This window comes from Mesorhizobium sp. M7A.F.Ca.MR.176.00.0.0, assembly GCF_004023165.1.
In the GTDB taxonomy this organism is placed as follows: domain Bacteria; phylum Pseudomonadota; class Alphaproteobacteria; order Rhizobiales; family Rhizobiaceae; genus Mesorhizobium.
Genome location: NZ_RZTC01000011.1, coordinates 25,355 through 46,413, shown reverse-complemented (window position 1 = coordinate 46,413; position 21,059 = coordinate 25,355). Strand labels below are relative to the sequence as shown.

Genomic DNA, 21,059 nt, shown 5'->3' with positions numbered 1-21,059 from the left:
ACCGGAGCCTGTTCGCTGGATCTGCTCGACCCTGGCGTCCTCGACGATCGCCGCGCCAAGCCTGCGGGCCGCTTCGGCGAAGGCCGGCGCGATCAGCCGCGGATTGCCGCTGCCGTCGTGCGGCGAGAGCGAGGCCGCGATCGCTTCGGGACCAAGCCCAGGAAAGCGTGCACGGATCTCACGGGGTCCGAGTTCCTCCAGCTCAAGCCCCCATGGCCGCGCCGCCTCGGCATAGGCCCGCATATCGGCGAGACCGCCTTCATCGAAGATTAGCCGGATATGACCGGTGGCGCGGAATTCCAGGTCGCGCCCAAGCATTTTTTCGACCTCACCCCATAGCCGAAGCGAGCGCTGGGCAAGCGGAAGCTGGGACAGGTGACGCCCCGTGCGCCGGATGTTGCCGAAGGAGGCGACGGTTGCCCCGCTGCCGATCCGGTTGCGTTCGATCAGCGTCACTTGTGCGCCGCGCCTAGCAAGGAAATAGGCTGAAGCCGTCCCCATCAGTCCGCCGCCCAGCACGATCACGTCCATAGTCATTCCTTGTGCAGGGCGAATGATCCTTGCTGGCCAATCTTGTCCGCGCCACTGCATTAGGTCAAAGATGGGTTTGAACAAGAGCCATAAGCTTTACCTATGGGGTGGCAATGCGGGCGCGACAACTCGAAGTGTTCATCGCCGTCATGCGCGCGGGCACGGTGACCGCCGCGGCGCGGATGCTGAACATTTCCCAGCCTGCGCTCAGCCAGATTCTGCTTCACACAGAGGACGAACTCGGCTTCGCTTTGTTTGAGAGGGTAAAGGGCAGGCTACGCCCAACTCCGGAGGCTTTGGAGATATTCCCCGATGCGGAGAGGCTGTCGGCGGGGCTTGAGGGCCTGCGCCGCAAGACCACCGATCTGCGCCTGGGCCGGACCGGACTGGTACGGGTCGCGGCCTCGCCGCCACCGGCCATGGCGATATTGCCGCGCGCGTTCACCAGGTTCCGTGCCCTGCATCCCGACATATTGCTGCGTTCCCATAGCGCCCCGATCGCCGCGATCGTCGACATGCTGCGTGCGGGTGATGTCAGCCTGGGCGTCGCCATGGACGATCGCCTGCCTCCCGACATCGAGGCCGAGGTGATCGGCAGCATCGGCTTCGTGTGCCTGTTGCCCACAGGGCACGCCCTGCAGAAGAAGACCCAGCTGACGCTTGCCGATCTCGTCGGGGAGGCATTGATATCCTATCGCGGGAACACGCGCCCTGCCGACGAACTGGCCCATGCGGCCCGCGCGCAAGGCGTCACGCTTTCACCGTCGCTCGAGATCGACGTATCCATCTCCGCCATCGGTTTCGTACAGGCCGGTCTGGGCATCGCCCTTGTCGACGGGCTACTGCCGTGGCCCCAGTTTGCAGGGCTTGGGGTCCGGCCGTTGGCGGCAGGACCGGAATTTCCGATCGCGTTGTTGACTGCCCGTGCGCAGGTCCTTTCGCGGGCCGATGAGATAATGCGCGATGAAATCCGCGCAGCCTGTTCCGCCGTCCTGAGCCAGCATAGCACAGGAGCATAAGCAAGACTTATATCCTTGCCCGTCATCCATCTTGGACCCGGACCACCAGTTCATGCCAGCTTCAGCCGGCAGACAGGAAGGACGCATCATGGATGGTGTTATCGCGGCGAATGACGCGCGGAACAGAGCCGACTGGAAGGTCGGGGTCGATATCGGCGGAACATTTATCGATTTCTGCGCGCTTGAAGCCCGTTCCGGCCGCATCGCATCGCTGAAAGTGCTGACGACGCCGGAGGATCCGGGCGCCGAGCTTATGACGGGGCTCAACCTTCTGGCCGAGCGCGAAGGCCTTGATCCCAAGCAAATGACGCGCTTCGTGCATGGCACGACCGTCGGCATCAATACCATCATCCAGCGAAAGGGCGCGCGGCTCGCGCTGTTCACCAATGCCGGCTTCGAGGATGTGATCGAACTCGCGCGGCTGCGCATGCCGGACATGTATTCGCTGTTCTGCTCGCGGCCGGACCCGCTGATCTCGCGCGACATGGTCTTCGGCATTCCGGCTCGCATGCGCGCCGATGGGAGCGAATCCAGGGCACCGGACCTGGCGGCGGTGGAGAGGGCAGTGGCATTGGCGAAAGCGAACGGTGCGCAAGGCATTATCGTGGCCTTCCTCCACTCGTGGCGCAATGCCGCGCAGGAAGCCTCCGTCAAGGCGGCGGTGGCGCGCCTTGCCCCCGACCTCTTCGTATTTTGCTCAGCCGAGGTCTGGCCGGTCATCCGCGAATATGAGCGCAGCTCGACCGCCATTCTCAACGGCTATGTCCATCCGCGCGTCTCAGGCTATCTGACAGCGCTGGAAGGGCGGCTGGAGGGGCTCGGCGCACCGGCCCGCCCCATGCTGACGAAGTCTAACGGTGGGCTTATGAACGCTGCCGAAGGCAAGCACGCCTGCGTGAACATGCTGCTGTCGGGAACGGCCTCCGGCGTCATCGGCGCCTCGTGGCTGGCGCGCCAGGCCGGACAGGACAGGGTCCTTACCCTCGACATTGGCGGAACCTCGGCCGACTTCGCGCTCATCATCGATGGCGAGCCGCAATTCGGGACAGGTGAGTTGATCGGCGAATTTCCGCTCCATATTCCCTCGGTGTCGGTGAGTTCGATCGGCATCGGCGGTGGCTCGATCGCCAGCGTCGATGCGCAAGGGGTGCTGCGGGTCGGGCCGGAGTCGGCAGGTTCGACGCCGGGACCGGCATGCTACGGCCGTGGCGGCGAGCGGCCGACGGTAACGGATGCCATGGTGGTGTGCGGATGGCTCGGTCACAGCGAGATGGCATATGGCCAACTGCAGATCGATACCGGACTGGCGCATCGCGCGGTCGGCGACCTTGCCGCCCGGCTCGGCCGCCCGATCGAGCAGACGGCGCAGGCGATCCTCGATATCGCCGTGTCGGAAATGTTCGTCGAGGTCGAGAAGCTCGCCTCGCGCGCCGGCGTGGACTTGCGCGATTTCACGCTGATGCCGTTCGGCGGCGGCGGCCCGATGCTCGGCGCTTTTCTTGCCCGCGAGCTCGGAATGAGGCACGTCATGGCGCCCCGCCGGCCCGGCGTCGTGTCGGCGCTGGGCGGGCTGGTGGCGGATTTGCGCGGAGACTTCATCCGCACCATCTTCAGCCCGCTGTCGGCCGTGTCGCTTGCCGGAATTTGCGAGGCCTTCGAGGCCCTTGCTTGTGAAGGTCGCGACTGGCTTGCTGCGCAGGGGCACGATGCGGCGGCGGAGCTCAATCTGTCCTGCGACATGCGCTATGTCGGGCAAAGTTATGAGATCGAGGTCGTCGTTGCGCCGGAATGGCTGGCGGACGGCGGCGCGGCCGCCATCGCGCAGGCCTTCCACCTTACCCATGAGCGGCTCTACGATTTCCAAGATCCGGATGGCGAGATCGAACTTGTGAATGTTCGGCTATCCGCCATAGGCGCGGGGCCAAAACTCTCTTTCCCGGAGGTCGATGTGATCGACGCCCCGGCCGTCCCAGCGCGCCGGCTCGCCGTCTACACGGGCCTGAGCGTCGAGACCATCGACCTTCACGACCGGCAAGCCCTTTTGCCTGGCGGCATGTTCCACGGGCCTGCTGTGGTCGTTCAGGAAGACACCACCTTTGTCATTCCCGCTGGAGCGCAGGCAAGCGTCGACCGCCATCTCAACCTTCTGCTGACGTTTGGGGAGGGAACCCATGTTTGACCCGACAAACCTTCAGGTTCTGGCGAACCATGCCCGCGCGGCGGCCGAGAACATGGCCCACACGCTGCATCGCACCGCGCACTCCGCCTTCGTGAAGGAGACGCAGGATTTTACCGTGATGCTGATGGACCGTTCAGGGGCAACCTTCGCAGTGCCGATGGAACTTGGCGCCACTTGGTATCCGGGGCTTTCCTATCACCGCGCGATCGCGATGGTCGACGACTACCGGCCGGGCGATGTTGCCTTCACCAACGATCCCTATTCCGGCTATGTCGCAACCCACGCACCCGATACGCATCTTTGGAAGCCGGTGTTCGTCGAGGGTGAGATCGTCGCCTGGGCCGGAGGGCATATCCACAACACCGACATGGGCGGTGCGGTGCCGGCTTCCCTCAGCCGCGCGCTGACCGAAATCCATCAGGAAGGCATTCGCTTTCCTCCCATGAAGCTCGTGAATGAGGGCGTCTTCGACGAGATGATCCTGCGAATCATGAGCACCAATGTGCGCAAGCCCGGCCTCAATATCGGCGACATCAAGGCGCTGGTCGGCGCGCTCAACACCGGCGAGCGCAAGATCCAGGCGATGGTGAAGAAGTTCGGCAAGGCCGGTTTCCTCGAGGGCGTTTCTGCTCTTCTCGATCATGCGGAGGCGCAGGCGCGCGAGGTGCTGCGCTCCATGCCCCACGGGACGTGGGAGTTCGCTGACTATGCCGACGAAGATTCGGTTGAGGCCAATCCCTGCCGGCTGAAGCTGACGCTGACGATCAGGGGCGACGAGGCAGTGCTCGACTTCACTGGTTCGGATCCGCAACTCGGCTCCTCGCTCAACGTGCCTTCAGGCGGTGACCCGCGACACACCATGCTGCTGGTGGGCGTGTACTACGTGCTCTACACGCTCAACCCGAAGATCCTGCTCAATGCGGGCCTCACTCGGCCGTTTGCCTGCATTACGCCCCGGGGTTCGGTGCTGAATCCGATACATCCTGCCGCAGTGGGCATGCGCTCGCTCACCTGCGCCCGGTTGCGGTCGGTCATCTTCGGCGCTTTCTCGCAGGTGGTGCCGGAGCGCCTGCCTGCGGCGCCTGCCGGCAACAACTGCATCGTCAATGTCATGACCACGGACGAGCGGACCAGCCGGACCGTCATTGCGGCGGTGAACCCGGTGGTGGGCGGCGGCGGCGCGATGCCGCATCGCGACGGGACCAACGGGTCAGGCGCCGATGCCGCCTATCTCAAGAACACCCCAATCGAAATCACCGAGACCGAGACCCCGGTCGAATTCGTGAAATACGGGCTCGCCAGGGACAGCGGCGGGGCGGGTCGTTGGCGCGGCGGCTTGGCGACCGACATGGCCTTCCGCGTCTTCGCTCCCGATTCCAGGATCACGGCGCGCAACCGCGACCGCAGCTTTTTTCGTCCCTGGGGCGTGCTGGGCGGCAAGGCGGCCGGCCTCTCGGACATGATCGTCAATCCAGGAACCGAGCACGAGCGGCGGCTGGGTAACGTCGACACCGCGGTTCTGCAGCCTGGTGACGTGCTCGATATCCGCTCCGCCGGAGGCGGTGGGCGCGGCGATCCGTTTGAGCGCGAGCCTTGGCGGGTCGCGGAGGATGTGCGGCGAGGTTATGTCTCGCCGGCCGCGGCCGAACGCGACTACGGCGTCGTCATCCGCGAAGGCGAGGTTGACGAGCAGGCAACGGGGATGCTGCGCGTGCGGCAGAGGCCGGGTGCCAGCCATTTCCATTTCGGTCCCGAGCGCGACGGCTACGAAGCCCAGTGGACACCGGCCGCCTATGACCGGCTCACCGCCATACTAAGGGATTTGCCGATCCACTGGCGGTTCTTCGCCAAAACAGAGATATTCCGTCGCATGAAGGGGCGCTCGGGACCGGAGGGGGTGCAGGCGGCCTTCGATGCGGTCTGCGAGCGGTTCCCCGAACTGCCGCGTCAAGGCCCGGTACGAGAGGCCGCGGAATGATCACCGCCGGCCGCATCGTCCGGCTGGCCGAGGGCGACCGTGTGCAGTTGCATTTCTTTCTCGACGGGCAGATGCATACTGCACTGGCGGGCGACATTGTACTGACCGCCATGTTGGCATCAGGGCACGCCCTACGGAAGTCTGAGTTCGGACCCGAGCTGCGCGCCGGGTTCTGCCTGATGGGAGCCTGCCAGGATTGCTGGGTATGGCAGGAGCAAGGCTCGCGCTTGCGGGCGTGCTCGGCATTTGTCACCGAAGGCATGCGGTTGCGCACAAAGGAACCGGAGATCTGGCCGTGAGCGAGACCTTGCCGCGGATCGTGATCGTCGGTGCCGGTCCCGCCGGCATAAGGGCGGCGGCCATGCTGGTCGAGGCTGGGCTCCACCCAGTGGTGATCGATGAAGGGCAGCGCGCGGGTGGGCAGATCTATCGCCGCCCGCCCGCCGGGTTCGTCCGCACCGCGAAGCAACTCTACGGGTTGGAAGCAGCGAAGGCGCTCGCGCTGCATGCGCTCTTCGACCGGCTGGCCGCAGAGGGGCGCCTTACCCATTGCGCTGCGAGCTCGGTCATCGCAGTGCATGCGGGTCGGCTGCACGTGCTGGGAGAGGGCGGCGTGCAGGTGATCGGCTATGACCACCTGATCCTTGCCACCGGGGCATGCGACCGCGTCGCTCCGGTCCCTGGCTGGCAGAGCGCCGGCGTCTATAGCCTTGGCGCGGCGCAGATCGCGCTCAAGGCGCAGGGCGCGGCGCTCGGGCGGCGGATCGTCCTGATGGGATCGGGGCCTCTGCTGACGCTGGTCGGCGCCCAGCTCGCCAAGGCTGGAGCGGATGTGGCAGCGGTACTGGACACCTCTCCCTGGCATCAGCAGATGCGGGGCCTCTGGCAGCTTGCCCCCCGTCCAATTGTCGCGCTGCGCGGTTTGGCACTGCGGGCGAGGCTCGGCGGCCGCTATCATGCGGGCGTGACGCTCGAACGGATCGAGGCCGACGGGAAAGGTGTCACAGCGATGCGCTGGCGCGACGCCGGCGGAAGGCAGCACCTCACTCCATGCGACACGGTAGGCATGGGCTGGCACCTGCGGGCGGAGACGCACCTGGCCGATCTGGCAGGATGCGCCTTCACCTATGATGAGCAGTGGCGGCAATGGCTGCCAAGGACCGACCAGATGGGTCGCGCCGGCAACGGAGTTTATCTTGCGGGCGACGGGGTTCGTCTCCTCGGGGCAGATGGCGCCGAGATCGCGGGACGCCTTGCCGCAGCGGCCTGCCTTGCCGATCTCGGATTGCCGACGCCTTCCTTCAGTGCCGATCTGCGCAAGCTTGCGCGGCACGAGCGCTTTGCCCGCGGTCTGGCTTGCACCTTTCCCTGGCCGGCGGCGATGGTGCGGGCGCTCCCCGACGACGCGGTCGTCTGCCGCTGCGAGAACGTGACTGCCGCAGCCGTGCGCGTGGGAGTGGATTTCGGTGGCGGCGAGGCCAACAGGGTGAAGTCGCTGTCGCGCGTCGGCATGGGGCGCTGCCAGGGGCGCTATTGCCAGTTGGCTGCGGTCGAACTCGTGGCGGCGCAAGCCGGCTGCACGCCTGGCGCTGTCGGCCGGTTTCGCGGACAGGCCCCCGCCCGGCCGGCGCCCATCGGCGCTTTTCTGCGTGAAGGCTGATGGGGTTCCGGGGGGCCGCGGATGGATGAGGATCACATCCTAGAAATCGGCGACCTTCCCCCAGGCCGAAGCGTCGAAGCGCAGGGGATCATAGGATTTCGGATCGACAATCGGTTCGGAGCCAGTCACCAAGTCGGCGACGAGATGCCCGGCGCCGGGTCCGATGCCAAAGCCGTGTCCCGAAAATCCGGCAGCCAGGAAGAATCCCCGAACGGAATCAATCTCGCCGATGGCAGGCACGCCGTCCGGCGTGCTGTCGATGTAGCCGGCCCAGGCCGCGCTGATCCTGGTCTGGCGCAGTGCCGGCAGCAGTTCGAGCGCCCGGGCATGGGTGAGGCGGATGGTCGCCTGATCCGGGACCGGATCGAGGATGCGCATCCGCTCCATCGGCGTCGGCTGGTCGAGCCGCCAGTGCCGGAGCGTTTCGTGACCCGAGCGCATGCCCTGCACGCCGCCGGGTGCGAGGCTGCGCCACCGCTTCAGGAACATCGGGACGAACTGCGAGGAGAAGCGCAATTGCTGCGGCGTGACATCCACGCGGCCGCGCCCACTTATGGCGAGCGTGTAGCCACCGTCGCGGCGCCGCGTGGCCGAGATACTCGCCGTATGCAGCGCATCCGGCAGACCCTCGGCGCCGGGCGACACGGACAAGATGGAGGAGCGGATCGACGCCTGCGGAAAGCGGAAACCGAACTGCCGGCAAAAAGAGGAGGCCCAGGCGCCGCCGGACAGCACTGCCAACTTGGTCCGGATCGTTCCACTTTCGGTGACCACACCGCTCAGGCGTCCCCCCTCGGTCTCGATGCCGCGCGCCGCGCAATTCTGGTGCACGGTGCCGCCGAGCTTGAGGATGGCGCGGGCGACCGCGGGAGCGGCCCGCGATGGATCGGCGGTGCCGTCTGTGGGCGAGAAGACACCGCCCTTCCATGTCCGCCCCGTGGCGCAGCCTCGTTTGCTGGCCTCGGCGCTGTCGAGCATATGCGTGATGACGCCGGCCGTCCTCGCGAAGTCACGCCAGCGTGCCCAGCCGGCCAGTTCCGCCTCGTCATTGCTGAGATAGAGCAGGCCGCAGCGGCGAAAGCCGGTGTCTTCGCCCGTCTCTGCCGCAAAGCGCTGCCAGAGATCGAGGCTGCGCGTCGCCATCGGCAACTCGCGCGCGTCGCGGTTCTGCTGGCGGCACCACCCCCAGTTCCGCGAGGACTGCTCGGCGCCGATGAGCCCTTTTTCGACAAGCGCGACTTTCATGCCGCGCCTGGCCAGATAGTAGGCTGCGAAGATACCGACGATGCCGCCGCCGATCACCACCGCGTCCGCGGTTTGCGGCAGTTCACCGGATGTTTCGATTTGCTGCAGTGGTGCGCGCATGGTCTCTCTGCCTTGACGCGCCAATTTAACGCGTTGCGCAGGCAGCCGCTGCCGCAGTTGCGGCCGAAGCAGAATTTTATTCCGGCACCACGGTGGAAATCGGGATCCGCTGCGTTTCAAGCAGTGCCCGCTTGGATGGACAGACCGGCGGGCTGTGGTAGTGTCGATGGTTGCTGGTACGGCAGCATTTTGTGCTGCGGCATGTTCTGCGGAGATGGCCATGAAACTGGATCGGATCGATATCAAAATTCTGTACGAGTTGCAGAAGAACGGCCGCATCACCAATGTGGAACTGGCTGATCTGGTGCATCTGTCGCCGAGCCCGTGCCTGATGCGGGTCAAGAAACTGCAGTCGGAAGGCTACATCGAAGGCTATTCCGCGCAGGTCAACATCGGCAAGCTCGGCCAGACGCTGACCGTGTTCACCGAAATCACCTTGAAGAACCATCGCCAGCTGGACTTCGCCCGCTTTCTCGCCGTTGTGGAGAAGATCGACCAGGTCATCGAATGCCATCTCGTGTCGGGTGGCTACGACTATCTGATGAAATTCGTGACCGCCGGCATCGCCGAGTACCAGACGATCATGGAACGGCTGACCGATATGGATATCGGGATCGACAAGTATTTCAGCTTCGTGGTGCTGAAGTCACCGATCGTCAAGGCGCACATGCCGCTGCCCAGCCTGTTTCCGAGGTAGTCTGCGGCGACCCCGCCACGCTTGTCGCCTGCAGCCCGCTACAAGATGTCGGGCCGCAAGATCGGGTGCAGTGCTTCCAACTCGGCTTGCATCTCGGCGATCATCCAGGCGCAGATATCGGAGACGACGGGGCGTACCGGCCTTGAGCGCGGGGCAATCAACTGATGGATCCGGCCTGTCTTGATCTGCCTGTCCGAGGCAGGGACAAGGGTTCCCTGAAGCAACGCCCTTGAAACGTTGCTGAGCCAGCCGAGCGCCACGCCTTCCCCGTTCATCGCGGCCTGAAGCACGACGGCGTAGTCCGAGAACTCGAGCCACTTTGCCCTGCTGGTCTTGCGGTCCGCCACACTGCCCCAGACGTCCAGCCACTGGTCCTTGGCGTCGGTCAGGTGAAGCAGGGCATGACCTTCCCCGGTTCCGGCATGGATCAACCGGCCGCGGGCCGACAAATAGGATGGGCTGCACACAGGAACTATGATTTCCGGCGAGAATGCCCAGTGGTGATAGTGGGTGTCGTCACCGGCCAGGATTCTTGTGGCAAGGTCGACATTCTCGGCGGGTCCCCGCAAAACGCCAGCGATCAGTTCGAACCTGAGGTCGACGTCAGGAAACCTCGTGTTGAAAGCCCCTAACCTGGGAACGAACCAATAGGTTGCCAGAGAACTCGAAAGGGAAAGGGTGACGACTGGCTTTGCAGCGCTGTTCTGCTTGATTCTCCGGATCACCTCCGCGATGCCGTCAAATCCCTCCCGCACGGCCGAATACAGGGCACGTCCCTCCGTGGTCGGGGTCAGTCCCGTTGGGCCTCGTGTGAAAAGAAGAACACCAAAATCGGCCTCGAGTTGCGCAATGCTACGGCTGATCGATGGTTGTGTGACGTTGAATTCGCGCGCCGCAGCCGTGAAGCTACCCGACCGGACGGCAGCTTCGAAGACGAGCAGTCCGCGCGCGGAAGGAACGAGTGTTGCGAAACCAGCCATACACCCAGCGTATAGCTACCCCAACAATTTTCAAGCTTTCTACGATCCCGGAAATGGCGAACTATAGCCCCCACGAATGGGCGGAGCGGGACGTGAAGGCAGCGGGTTCTCAAGCAGGCAGCACATCCAGCGATCCTCTGCTTCAGCCGTTTCGGCTCAAGGGTCTGACGCTGCGCAACCGTGTTGTCAGCACCAGTCACGCTTCGATGCTGGACGATGGCGGCCTGCCGCTCGAGCGCTACCAACGCTATCACGAGGAGAAAGCGCGCGGCGGCCTGGCGATGAGCATGGTGGGCGGCTCGGCCATGACGTCGCCCGACTCGAGTTGGGGTGGCGGTCAGTTGGACCTTTCGACCGACCGCATCGTGCCTCATCTCCAGTCGCTGTCGCAGCGAATTCATCGTCACGGCGCTGCCGTCATGTGCCAGGTCTCGCACCTTGGCCGGCGCGCTACTGCCTATGCCGGGAACTGGTTGCCGCCGGTGGCGCCGTCACGTGTTCGCGAGACGCGAAACCGGAATTTTCCCAAGGAGATGGACGCAGCGGACATCGACAGGATCATCAAGGATTACGCCAGTGCCGCCAGGCGCTGCCTGGACGGCGGTCTGGATGGCGTCGAAACCGTCACCGGCGGGCATCTGATCGGTCAATTCCTCTCGCCCAGAACCAACAGGCGCACGGATGGCTTCGGCGGCTCGCTGGAAAACCGCGCGCGCTTCGGCCTGATGGTTCACGAGGCAATCCGCCGCGCGGTGGGCGACGATTTCGCCGTCGGCATGCGGTTCGTGATCGACGAGGCGGTCGAGGACGGGTCGGATTTCGAGGAGTGCCTTGCCTTCGCCCGTCTGTTCGAGCGGGAAGGCCATATCGACTTCTTCAACTGTATCTTTGGCCGCATGGACACCGATCTGTCGCTGGCCGAGCAGAATATGCCCGGCATGTTCAGCCAGAGCGCGCCGTTTTTGCCGCTGGTCGGACAGTTTAAGCGCGAAACCAGGCTGCCTGTGATCCACGCCGCTGGCATTCGGGACATAGCGACGGCGCGGCATGCCATCCGCGAGGGCCTTGTCGACTTGGTCGGCATGACTCGAGCGCATATTGCCGACCCCCATATCGTCAACAAGGTGATGCGCGGCGAAGAAGAACGCATTCGCCCGTGTGTCGGCGCGTCCTACTGCCTGTACAAGAAGGTGCAGTGCATTCACAATCCCGCCAGCGGTCATGAGACGATCATCAGCCATACCATCGTGCGGGCTGAAACGCCGAAACGGGTGGTCGTGATCGGCGGTGGTCCGGGTGGGATGGAAGCGGCAAGGGTCGCGGCCGAGCGCGGACACGCGGTGAGCCTGCTCGAAGCCGGGGCGCGACTTGGCGGGCAGGTGCTCGTCGCGGCCTCGGCGTCCGATCGCAAGGATCTTATCGGCATAGTCGACTGGCGCGGCGACGAACTTGCGCGGCTTGGGGTGGAAGTCCGACTCAATACCTATGCCGACGCAGAAATTGTCCTTGCGGCGAAACCGGACGCGGTGATCGTCGCCACCGGCGGCGTTCCCGATATGGAGCGGCTGGAGGGCGCCGAACATTGCGACAGCGTCTGGGACGTCCTGACCGGGGTCGTGCCGGCGAAGGACGATGTGCTCATCTACGATGAGACTGGACGCCAGGCCGCAATTTCCTGCGCCCTGCATCTAGCCCGTCCGGGGCGCGTGGTCAGCCTGGCCATAGCCGACGACACGTTGGCGATCGAGACGCCCTATCCGGACCGGGTGAGTTTTCGCAAACGCGCCTCGGAACGCGGCATCCGGGTCGTCGCCGATGTGCGCCTGGTCAAGGCAGCACGCCAAGGCAACGGCATCGGCGCCACGTTCCGGCATGAGCTCACCGGTGCGGAAACGGAAATGGCTTGCGCTCAACTCATTGTCGAACGCGGCACGGCGCCCATGGAAGATACCTACCAGGAATTGCGTGCGCGCTCCGCCAACAAGGGCGTCACCGACATAGCACTCATGATCGGAACGGAAACGAAGGGCGACAATGGTCCGCAAGCCGCCGGATCGTTCGTCTTGCACCGCATTGGAGACGCGGTTGCCAGCAGGGACATCTACTCGTCGATCTACGAGGCCTACCGGCTCTGCTCGCAATTGTAGAGGAGCCCATGAAACTCGATCGGATTGACATCAAGATTCTGTACGAGCTGCAGAAGAACGGCCGCATCACAAATGTGGAGCTGGCGGAACGGGTCAATCTCTCTCCCAGCCCATGCCTGATGCGGGTAAAAAAGCTTCATGCCGAAGGCTATATCATGCGCTATTCGGCGCAGATCGACATAGCCAGGCTGGGGCGGACGCTCACCGTCTTCACCGAAATTACGCTCAAGAACCATCGCCAGATCGACTTCGCGCGTTTCCTTGCCGCCATCGACAAAGTTGATGCGGCCGTCGAATGCCACCGCGTCTCCGCCCGCTACGACTATTTGATGAAATTCGTGGCCGCCGGCATCGGCGAGTATCAGGAGATCATGGAGCGGCTGAGCGACATGGATATCGGCATCGACAAGTATTTCAGCTTCGTGGTCCTGAAGTCCCCCATCGTCAAGGCGCACATGCCGCTGCCCAGCCTGTTCCCGATGTAGTCAGCGATGGCCGTACTGGCTGACCAGTTCGGGGTCGCGCACGAGGCCATCGAGCCACGTCGGATCGAGCTTCGGCACGGAGGAGAACAGAAGCTTCGAATAGGGGTGGGTGGGCGCCTGCAGCCTGTCGGGCGTGATCTGCTCCACCCGCTCGCCATTGTACATGACCATGATCTCGTCGCAGATCGCTTCGACGACGGAGAGATCGTGGCTGATGAAAATGTAGGAAAGGCCCAACTCGCGCTGCAACTCCTTGAGCAGGTCGATCACGGCGGCCGCCACCACCGTGTCGAGCGCCGAGGTGATCTCGTCGCAGATGATGAGCTTGGGTCCGGCCGCCAGGGCGCGCGCAAAGTTCACGCGCTGCTTTTGACCGCCCGAGAGCTCCGACGGGCGGCGGTAGCGCAGCGTCCTGGGCAGGCGAACCATGTCGAGCAATTCGTCGACCCGCTTCGAGCGCGCCTGTCTGTCGAGCCCGTGATAGAAGGCCAGCGGCCGGCCAATGATGTCCTCAACGGGCTTGGCCGGATTGAGCGCGGTATCGGCATACTGGAACACGATCTGCATCTCACGCAGCTCGTCGTGGCTGCGCTTCCCAGCGGTGCGCGCCAGTTGCTTGCCGTCGAAGATGATGTCGCCGGCCGCTGCCGGATGGATGCCGGCGATGACGCGCGCGAGCGTCGATTTTCCGCAGCCGGATTCACCGATGACGCCGAGATTGCGCCCCTTCTCGACGACCAGACTGACGGAATTGACAGCGCGGATAAGCGGCAGTCCGTCAGCTCGCACCGCACCATAGCCGGCGGTCACATTGTCGATACGCAGCAGCTCTTTCAGCCCAGCATCCGCGTCGGCATGTGCTTGCCGCGGTTTCGGCTCGAAGGCAGCCAGCAGTTCGCGCGTATAGGGGTGCTGGGCAGCCGAAAGTATCTGAGCCGTGGTGCCTGACTCCTGCACTTCACCACTCTTCAACACGACGATGTGGTCGGCGATCTGGGCGACGACGGCGAGGTCGTGGGAGACGTAGACGCCTGCTATTCCGCCTGCCCGCATGACCGACTTGAAGGCCTTCAGCACGTCGATTTGCGTCGTCACGTCGAGTGCCGTCGTCGGCTCGTCGAAGATCATCAGCTTGGGATCGCCGATAAGTGCCATGGCGGCCGACAACCGCTGCAATTGCCCGCCCGAAACCTGGTGCGGATAACGCGCGCCGATCCCTTCCGGATCCGGCAGCGACAAGGCCCGGAACAGCTCGACCGCTCGCTTTCGCGCTTGCTCGGGCGGCATCAGGCCGTGGATGCGTGTAACCTCGATCACCTGTTCCATGATGGTGGACGAAGGGTTGAAGGAGGCGGCGGCACTTTGCGGAACATAGGCAATGTCGGTGCCGCGCAACCTTGCGCGTTGCTTTTCGGAAAGTGCCGCCATGTTCTTGCCGTTGACATTGATCTCGCCGCCGGTGATCCGGCAGCCAGGCCGCGCATAGCCCATCAGCGAGAGCGCGATCGTCGTCTTGCCGGAACCGCTCTCGCCGATCAGGGCGACGATCTCGCCATCGGCGATGTCGAGGCTGACGCCCTTGATGATTTCGACGACACGTCCGGCGTCGGTCGTCGCCTCGATCTTCAGGTTCCTGAGCTCGACGAGATTGCTCATAAGTGCCTGTCCCTGACCTTCTGCGGCAGGTTGTCGATCAGCAGGTTGACGCTGATGGTGAGGCTGGCGATCGCCAGCGAGGGAATGATGACGGCGGGGGCCGCGAAGGGCAGGCCGCCGATGTTCTCGCGCACCAGCGCGCCCCAGTCGGCGAGCGGCGGTTGCAGGCCGAGTCCAAGGAAGGACAGGCCGGAGAGTAAGAGCACGATGAAGACGAAACGCAGGCCGAAGTCGGCCAGCACCGGGCGGATGATGTTGGGCAGGATCTCGGACCCGATGAGATAGGCGGTGCTTTCGCCGCGGACGCGGGCGACGGTCATGAAGTCCATGCTGTTGATGTTGACGGCGAGCGCCCGCGCGAAACGGTAGGCGCCCGGTATATAGATGACGGCGAGCGTCAGGATCAGCGCCGGGATCGACGAGCCGACCGCGGCGACGACCACAAGGCCGAACAGCTTGCTGGGGATCGAGTTCATGGCATCGAGGAAACGGCTGAGGCAGCTGTCGAGCCAGCCGCCGGTGACGGCCGCGATCATCCCCAGCACGACGCCGGAGAAGCAGGCGATGGCGACGGCGGCGAGCGATATGCCGACGGTGTAGCGCGCGCCCATCAGCACCCGTGAGAGCATGTCGCGCCCCAGATAGTCCGAGCCGAGCCATAGGCCCTGACGCATCGGGCCGAAATAATCGTCGTCGACGATGTCGCCGATCGAATGGGGAATGATATAGGGCGCGAAGATGGCGATCAGCGTCCACGCCAGGATGACCAGCGCGGCCACGACGCCCACGAGATTGTAGCTGTGACCCAGGAAGGACCGTCGGGAAGTTGCCATGCGCGCCATCGTCACCTGAGCCTCGGGTTGGACATGATGGCGATGATGTCGGCGATCGTGATGAGCAAGAGATAGCCGAGGCAGAAGATCATTGCGCAGCTCTGGATCAGCGGCAGGTCGCGGGTCGCGACCGCATCGACCATCAGCTTGGCGATGCCGGGATAGTTGAAGATCGTCTCCACGATGATCACGCCGCCGACCAGGTAGGACAGCGACAGCGCAACCGCGTTGACGATCGGCCCGAGCGCATTGGGAAGCGCGTGCTTGAGCACCATGCGGCGGCGTGAGGCGCCTTTGAGAAGCGCCATCTCGACATAGGGCGTGGAGAGCGTTTCGATCACCGCGGCGCGTGTCATGCGGATCATCTGGGCGGAGATGACGAAGGTGAGTGTGATCACCGGCATCGCATAGATCCGCACGAGGTCGGTCAGCGTATGCGCCTCATTGACCGAGGACAGCGCCGGCAGCCATTTGAGATAGACAGCGAAAAGCAGGACCGCCAGCGTCGCGACCATGAACTCCGGCACCGAGATGACGCCGATCGCAAGAATGGTGACGGTGCGGTCGTAGAAGGAGCCGCGCAGCATCGCGGCGGTGATGCCCAGCGTCAGCGCCAGCGGCACCGAAAGCAGCGTGGTGATGCCGGCGAGCTCCATGGTGTTGACGAAACGCCCGCCGATCAGCGCCGCGACCGGCATCTCATTGGCATAGGAGGTGCCGAGATCGCCGTGGAGCAGGCCGAGAAGCCAGCGCAGGAAGCGCAGGATTGCCGGATCGTTGAGATGCATGGCCTCGCGCAAGCCGGCGACGGCTTCAGGCGTAGCCGCCTGGCCGAGCAGGATCGACGCGGTGTCGCCGGGCAGCATGCTGGTGGCGAAAAACACGGCGAACAGGACGATCAGAAGTGTAACGACCGCGATCGCCAGCCGCTTCAACACGAGGTTTAAAACCCCAGACGTCATGGAAGCGCTCCTGCGGTTGCGTTCGGCCAAGCCATGTTGCGCAATTGTACCGGGGACCGGCTGTCCGGTCCCCGGCAGGCGCCTCTCAGGCTTCGAGCCAGAGATATTCCGCCATTGCGTAGCCCATCATGCCACCGAGCGGGTTCGCCTCCAAACCCTTCACCTTGCTGGAGAGGGCATCCACGTTGGAAATGTAGGCCGGGATGATGGTGCCGGCCTCCTCGGAGATCATGGTCTGCATCTGGCCATAGATTTCCTTGCGCTTGGCCTGGTCGAGCGAGCCGCGCGCCTCGATCATCAGCTGGTCGAACTTCTCCGACTTGTACTGGCTTTCGTTCCAGGGCGCGTTGGAGGCGTAGAGCAGCGAGAACAAGATGTCCGGCGTCGGGCGTGGATTGATGTTGCCGAAATGGATCGGCGCCTTGAGCCAGTAATTGTCCCAGTAGCCGTCGGACGGGACGCGCTGGACGTCGAGCTTCATGCCGATGTCGGCGCCGGCGGCCTGGATGATCACCGCCATGTCGATCGACGAGGTCGCGGCGTCGGAGGCGATCACCGGGATGGACTGGCCGAGCAAGCCCGATTTCTGGAAGTGGAACTTGGCCTTGTCGGGGTCGAAGGCTTTCGGCTTGAGGTCGGCATTGTGGAAGATGTTCGCCGGCGAGACGGGCTGGTCGTTGCCGACTTCGCCAAGGCCGCGCAATGCCGATTTGACGATCTGCTCGCGGTTGACGAGGTATTTCATGCCGGCCACGAAGTCGGCCTTGTTGCCCGGATCCATGTCGAGCCGGATGTTGAGGTCCGTGTAGTTGCCCGAGGTCGTCTTCGACAATTCGAAGCCCTGCTGGCCGCCAATGAGCTTCATCGCGCGCGGATTGATCGAGGCGGCGAAGTTGATGTCACCGGAAAGCAGCGCGTTGACGCGGGCGCTGTCGTCGCTGATGGCGATGAATTCGAACGAGTCGAGATAGGGCTGGCCTGATTTCCAGTAGTTCTTGTTCTTGGTGACGACCGACCGCACGCCCGGTTCGAACGTCTGCAGCACGAAGGCGCCGGTGCCGTTGCCCTTGGAGAAATCGGTGGTGCCATCGGCGACGATCATGAAGTGATGCAGCGCCAGGATGGTCGGGAGGTCAGCATTCGGATCGGCGAGCGTGATTTCCACGGTCGACTTGTCGACCGCCTTGAAGCCGGTCATCTGCGCGGCGATCTTGGCGACTTTGGAACCGACCGCCGGATCGAGATGGCGCTTCATCGAGAAGACGACGTCGTCGGCGGTGAGGGCCTTGCCGTCGTGGAAGGTGACGCCCTTGCGCAGCTTTACGGTCCAGGTCTTGGCGTCCTTGCTGTCGAAGCTTTCGGCCAGCTCCATCTGCGTGACGCCATCCTTGTCGAGGAAAGTCAGGCGGTTGTAGAGCGAACAGCAGCGGACATAGTCGGTCGACAGCGACGCCTTTGCCGGATCGAGCGTGTCGGCGGTCGACGACGACCAGCCGGCGGCCTTGAAGCTCCCGCCGGAAACCGGCGTGGCAGCGACGGCATTGGTGGCGCGGCCAAGCACCATGCTGCCCGCGGCAACCGCGGCGCCGCCGGCCAGCAGCATCTTGAGGAGTTCGCGGCGGCTCGCGCCCCGCCGAATGGCATTCTCGACCATGGCATCGTCTGCGCTGGTCCAGTTCGTGATCTTGTCGGTCATATCATTCCCCTTTCGTTTGTTTTTCCGGGTTGCTCGTCTTGCTGCGGCTTTCCGGGCTTGGGCTCAGGTTCGTTGCTTCAGGCTTTCCCGCACGGCGGCGGCAAGGGCCGCCATTGAGGTGAAGTGGTAGTCCGGCGCGGTGAAGCGCTCGGGCTCGATCGTGCCGCCATAGCCCTTCTGGGCGTGCCGGCGCTCGATCCAGCAATTGGTCATGCCAAGCGCCCGGGATATGCCGATGTCGTGGTACTGGCTTTGCGCGACGTGCAGGATGTCGTCCTTGCTGTCGCCCCGGGAGGCCACGAAATCGAAGACCTTCTGGAAGAAGGCCGGGGCCGGTTTCTCCGTGCCTGTATCGTCGGCCGTGAAGGTGGCGAAGAAGGGCGATCCGAGCTGCTTCTCGAAATGATCGAGCGCCCAGCGCCGGGCATTGGTCATGGCAATCAGCCTGTGCGACTGCGCAAGGTCCGCCAATGCCGCCGCGCTGTCGGGGAAGCCTTGCCAGAGGCTGGCGGAATCCCGTAGGCGGACGCCGTATCTCTCCTCGGGCGGCAGGCCGAGCCGCGGCGCGATGACTGTGTAGACACGCACGAGATCGTCGGGAAACAGGCTTGCATCGGGCATGTAGCGGGCCTGCCGGTAAAGGCTCAGCGCTTCCTCGCCATCGAGCGAAACGCCGGCCTCGGCGGCAATCCCGGCCAGGCAAGTCGTGATGCCGCCTTCGAAGTCGATCAGCGTGCCGACGACATCGAAGGTCATGTATTTGGATTCGCTAAAGCCCCTGGCCAAGACTGGGTCTCCTCTGCGCGCGGCCGAATTGCATGTGTTGAACAGAACAAAATTCCGTGCTGTCCGGGGCGTAGGCCTTTTTCGAAGGCCCGGATATCCGGGCTTCTGGCCTTGTCGTATCAACAGTCTGGCACTTCCCCCGCGCTGGATTCGCCGAAAAGGCGTGAGGGGGCGGCACAAAATTGCGAAATCGTCTGCCCGGCGATATTTCGAGACACGACATATTTCGCCCCCATCATGCCAGAGCCTGGCGGACATCGGGATCGGCCAGCGTCTGGTCGAGCGTCCGGCGCGTGCGTTCGATGATCGCGTCGATGTCGCTGTCGGTGCAGCAGAGCGGCGGTGCGTAGCCGATAACCCCGTTGGCAAAGGCACGGATGATCAGGCCATTGTCCCACGCTCTGTCGAAGACGCGCCGCGCCGGCATGGCCGACGCCGGAAGCGGTGTCTTCTTCTGCTTGTCGACCACCAGTTCGATCGCGGCAAGCATGCCGCGGCCGCGCACGTCGCCGACCAGCGGATGGTTCCTCAGACCCTCCAGGCCAGCCATCAGCCGGGCGCCGGCCTTGATGCCGTTCTCGAGAAGGCCGTCTTCGTAGAGCTTCAAAACTTCGAGCGCGACGGCGGCGCTGACGGGATGGGCGGAATAGGTGTAGCCGTGGCCGACGGCCGAGGCGCCTGCGCCATCGGCGATGACGTCGTAGACATGATCGGCCATGAACACGGCCCCCATGGGAACATAGCCCGAGGTCAGCCCCTTCGCGGTCGTCATGAAATCGGGAACGATGTCCTCATCGGCGCAGGCGAACAGGGGTCCCGTGCGGCCGAAGCCGGTGATGACCTCGTCGGCGATGAACAGGATGCCGTGCTCCCGGCAGAGCTCGCGCATAGCCTTGATCCAGCCTTTCGGTGGCACGATGACGCCGCCCGAGCCCTGGATCGGCTCGGCATAGAAGGCGGCGACCCGTTCCGCCCCGATCTCCTCGATCTTGGCCTTCAGCGCGGCGAGCGATGCGGCGATGATCGCGTTGCCGTCCTCGCCCACCGGGTTGCGATAGGGATAGGGGGAGGGGATCTTGTGCTGCCATTCGAAGGGAATGCCAAAACCGGCGTGAAAGGCGGGCAGTGCGGTCAGGCCCGCGCCGACCACCGACGACCCGTGATAACCCTGCTCGATGGAAATGAACTGGTCGCGCGTTGGCTCGCCCCTGGCATTCCAGTAATAGCGGACGAAACGGATCGTGCTGTCGACCGCGTCCGACCCGCCAAGCGTGAAAAAGACGTGATTGAGGTCACCTGGCGCGCGCTCAGCCAGTTCCGAGGCGAGGCGGATGGCCGGCTCAGAGCCGAGGTCGAAATAGGCGGTGGCGTAGGGAAGCTCGCGCATCTGCCGGGCCGCCGCCTCGACGATGCTGTCATGGCCGTAGCCGGCGTTGACGCACCACAACCCCGCGAAGCCGTCGAGAAGTTGCCGGCCGGACGCATCGGTCACGGTCGCCCCCCTCGCCGATTTCAAGACGCGCACGCCTTGCGCCTCATGACCACGGTATGAAGAGACCGGGTGGATAAGATGGGCGCGATCGAGTTCGATCAGGGAATTGGCGAGCATTGTTGTCCTCCGGACTAGCCCAGCGCCTGGTTGGCGAGGGCGTAAACTTTCGGTCTGGCCTGTTCCATGTTCGTCTTGGGTGGACGGTCCATGGCCACGCCGCCGCCGACATGGGCGAGGCCGATTTCCTCGAGCCAGCCGGCGATGCCGGTCCCGCTGCCGGTATCGACGCGCAGGAAGGCGCCGGGACGCGGCGCGGCGAAGAAGCCGATCAGGGCCTTAGCCTCGTCGGTGCTTCCCGCGATGACCGGACCGATCACCTCGCCGCGTCCGAACGGGCGGATCGCGGCATAGGCCTCGATGGCGCCGTTACGGCGGATGACCGCGAATTGGCCGCGCTCCGCCAGCGCATCGATCAGAGCTTCACGGTCGGCGCCGTAGGCATCGCGGTCCAGCGCCTTGATCTCCGCGAGGTCGGCGGTGCCCGCCGCTTCCACGCCGCCGGGCGCACCAAGCTCGGCAACGCTGCCCTGATG

Annotated in this window: 17 protein-coding genes and 1 pseudogene; 8 read left to right on the top strand and 10 right to left on the bottom strand. The window is 64.3% G+C overall.

Going from position 1 to position 21,059, the window contains the following annotated elements; translation table 11 throughout:
* Window positions 1–531: FAD-dependent oxidoreductase (locus EOB59_RS36010; protein WP_245486546.1), on the bottom strand; the 531-nt coding region annotated here is incomplete at its 3' end.
* A 113-nt stretch (window positions 532–644) separates the two neighbouring features.
* Between EOB59_RS36010 and EOB59_RS06495 the strand changes: the two genes are divergently transcribed.
* From EOB59_RS06495 to EOB59_RS06475, 5 genes are all read left to right on the top strand, one after another.
* A complete protein-coding gene (locus tag EOB59_RS06495; RefSeq protein ID WP_128287969.1) occupies window positions 645–1,550 on the top strand; it encodes a LysR family transcriptional regulator in 906 nt (301 codons plus the stop codon).
* An 88-nt stretch (window positions 1,551–1,638) separates the two neighbouring features.
* A complete protein-coding gene (locus EOB59_RS06490) occupies window positions 1,639–3,729 on the top strand; it encodes a hydantoinase/oxoprolinase family protein (protein WP_128287968.1) in 2,091 nt (696 codons plus the stop codon).
* Window positions 3,722–5,707, top strand: a complete 1,986-nt coding sequence (locus EOB59_RS06485; protein WP_128287967.1) for a hydantoinase B/oxoprolinase family protein — start codon at window positions 3,722–3,724, stop codon at window positions 5,705–5,707. The genes EOB59_RS06490 and EOB59_RS06485 overlap by 8 nt, the downstream gene beginning before the upstream one ends.
* The gene (locus tag EOB59_RS06480; RefSeq protein ID WP_128287966.1) at window positions 5,704–6,006 is read left to right on the top strand and encodes a (2Fe-2S)-binding protein; all 303 of its coding nucleotides are present in this window, start codon (window positions 5,704–5,706) and stop codon (window positions 6,004–6,006) included. Before EOB59_RS06485 ends, EOB59_RS06480 begins: the two co-directional genes overlap by 4 nt.
* Window positions 6,003–7,367: an FAD/NAD(P)-binding oxidoreductase gene (locus EOB59_RS06475; protein WP_128287965.1), complete on the top strand. Its 1,365-nt coding sequence runs from the start codon at window positions 6,003–6,005 to the stop codon at window positions 7,365–7,367. The genes EOB59_RS06480 and EOB59_RS06475 overlap by 4 nt, the downstream gene beginning before the upstream one ends.
* 39 nt (window positions 7,368–7,406) lie before the next feature.
* On the opposite strand, the gene EOB59_RS06470 is transcribed toward EOB59_RS06475, so the two are convergent.
* Window positions 7,407–8,732, bottom strand: a complete 1,326-nt coding sequence (locus EOB59_RS06470) for an FAD-binding oxidoreductase (protein ID WP_128287964.1) — start codon at window positions 8,730–8,732, stop codon at window positions 7,407–7,409.
* 220 nt (window positions 8,733–8,952) lie between these two features.
* On the opposite strand from EOB59_RS06470, the gene EOB59_RS06465 reads away from it, so the two are divergent.
* Window positions 8,953–9,429, top strand: a complete 477-nt coding sequence (locus EOB59_RS06465) for an Lrp/AsnC family transcriptional regulator (RefSeq protein ID WP_128287963.1) — start codon at window positions 8,953–8,955, stop codon at window positions 9,427–9,429.
* Window positions 9,430–9,467: 38 nt separating this feature from the next.
* Here the strand turns inward: EOB59_RS06465 and EOB59_RS06460 are convergent, their stop codons facing one another.
* The gene (locus tag EOB59_RS06460) at window positions 9,468–10,409 is read right to left on the bottom strand and encodes a LysR substrate-binding domain-containing protein (RefSeq protein ID WP_128287962.1); all 942 of its coding nucleotides are present in this window, start codon (window positions 10,407–10,409) and stop codon (window positions 9,468–9,470) included.
* Window positions 10,410–10,462: 53 nt separating this feature from the next.
* On the opposite strand from EOB59_RS06460, the gene EOB59_RS06455 reads away from it, so the two are divergent.
* Together EOB59_RS06455 and EOB59_RS06450 are read left to right on the top strand one after the other, a co-directional pair.
* Window positions 10,463–12,556: an NADH:flavin oxidoreductase gene (locus EOB59_RS06455; RefSeq protein ID WP_164895592.1), complete on the top strand. Its 2,094-nt coding sequence runs from the start codon at window positions 10,463–10,465 to the stop codon at window positions 12,554–12,556.
* 8 nt (window positions 12,557–12,564) lie between these two features.
* Window positions 12,565–13,041 (top strand): Lrp/AsnC family transcriptional regulator, encoded by a 477-nt coding sequence (locus EOB59_RS06450; protein ID WP_128287961.1) that lies wholly within the window; start codon window positions 12,565–12,567, stop codon window positions 13,039–13,041.
* On the opposite strand, the gene EOB59_RS06445 is transcribed toward EOB59_RS06450, so the two are convergent.
* The 7 genes and pseudogenes from EOB59_RS06445 to EOB59_RS36005 all read right to left on the bottom strand — a co-directional run.
* Window positions 13,042–14,697, bottom strand: a complete 1,656-nt coding sequence (locus EOB59_RS06445) for an ABC transporter ATP-binding protein (protein WP_128287960.1) — start codon at window positions 14,695–14,697, stop codon at window positions 13,042–13,044.
* Window positions 14,694–15,539: an ABC transporter permease gene (locus EOB59_RS06440; RefSeq protein WP_128287959.1), complete on the bottom strand. Its 846-nt coding sequence runs from the start codon at window positions 15,537–15,539 to the stop codon at window positions 14,694–14,696. The genes EOB59_RS06445 and EOB59_RS06440 overlap by 4 nt, the downstream gene beginning before the upstream one ends.
* Before the next feature lie 2 nt (window positions 15,540–15,541).
* A complete protein-coding gene (locus tag EOB59_RS06435) occupies window positions 15,542–16,492 on the bottom strand; it encodes an ABC transporter permease (RefSeq protein ID WP_128287958.1) in 951 nt (316 codons plus the stop codon).
* An 85-nt stretch (window positions 16,493–16,577) separates the two neighbouring features.
* Window positions 16,578–18,188 carry an ABC transporter substrate-binding protein gene (locus EOB59_RS06430; RefSeq protein WP_128287957.1) on the bottom strand — a complete coding sequence of 537 codons (1,611 nt, stop codon included), beginning with the start codon at window positions 18,186–18,188 and terminating at the stop codon, window positions 16,578–16,580.
* A 63-nt stretch (window positions 18,189–18,251) separates the two neighbouring features.
* Window positions 18,252–18,974, bottom strand: coding sequence for an HAD-IA family hydrolase (locus EOB59_RS06425; protein WP_128287956.1), 723 nt, complete (start codon window positions 18,972–18,974; stop codon window positions 18,252–18,254).
* Between the two features lie 235 nt (window positions 18,975–19,209).
* Entirely contained in the window at window positions 19,210–20,583 is a 1,374-nt protein-coding gene (locus EOB59_RS06420) for an aspartate aminotransferase family protein (protein ID WP_128287955.1), read from the bottom strand.
* 14 nt (window positions 20,584–20,597) lie between these two features.
* Window positions 20,598–21,059: pseudogene (locus EOB59_RS36005) on the bottom strand (GNAT family N-acetyltransferase); the annotation flags it as partial.

Excerpts from the sequence above, each read along its gene's own strand:
- EOB59_RS06495 (WP_128287969.1), top strand. The coding sequence starts at position 645 with ATGCGGGCGCGACAACTCGAAGTGTTCATCGCCGTCATGCGCGCGGGC.
- EOB59_RS06485 (WP_128287967.1), top strand. The coding sequence starts at position 3,722 with ATGTTTGACCCGACAAACCTTCAGGTTCTGGCGAACCATGCCCGCGCG.
- EOB59_RS06460 (WP_128287962.1), bottom strand. The coding sequence starts at position 10,409 with ATGGCTGGTTTCGCAACACTCGTTCCTTCCGCGCGCGGACTGCTCGTC.
- EOB59_RS06435 (WP_128287958.1), bottom strand. The coding sequence starts at position 16,492 with ATGACGTCTGGGGTTTTAAACCTCGTGTTGAAGCGGCTGGCGATCGCG.
- EOB59_RS06470 (WP_128287964.1), bottom strand. The coding sequence starts at position 8,732 with ATGCGCGCACCACTGCAGCAAATCGAAACATCCGGTGAACTGCCGCAA.
- EOB59_RS06450 (WP_128287961.1), top strand. The coding sequence starts at position 12,565 with ATGAAACTCGATCGGATTGACATCAAGATTCTGTACGAGCTGCAGAAG.
- EOB59_RS06480 (WP_128287966.1), top strand. The coding sequence starts at position 5,704 with ATGATCACCGCCGGCCGCATCGTCCGGCTGGCCGAGGGCGACCGTGTG.
- EOB59_RS06465 (WP_128287963.1), top strand. The coding sequence starts at position 8,953 with ATGAAACTGGATCGGATCGATATCAAAATTCTGTACGAGTTGCAGAAG.
- EOB59_RS06445 (WP_128287960.1), bottom strand. The coding sequence starts at position 14,697 with ATGAGCAATCTCGTCGAGCTCAGGAACCTGAAGATCGAGGCGACGACC.
- EOB59_RS06455 (WP_164895592.1), top strand. The coding sequence starts at position 10,463 with ATGGCGAACTATAGCCCCCACGAATGGGCGGAGCGGGACGTGAAGGCA.
- EOB59_RS06490 (WP_128287968.1), top strand. The coding sequence starts at position 1,639 with ATGGATGGTGTTATCGCGGCGAATGACGCGCGGAACAGAGCCGACTGG.
- EOB59_RS06420 (WP_128287955.1), bottom strand. The coding sequence starts at position 20,583 with ATGCTCGCCAATTCCCTGATCGAACTCGATCGCGCCCATCTTATCCAC.
- EOB59_RS06430 (WP_128287957.1), bottom strand. The coding sequence starts at position 18,188 with ATGACCGACAAGATCACGAACTGGACCAGCGCAGACGATGCCATGGTC.
- EOB59_RS06440 (WP_128287959.1), bottom strand. The coding sequence starts at position 15,539 with ATGGCGCGCATGGCAACTTCCCGACGGTCCTTCCTGGGTCACAGCTAC.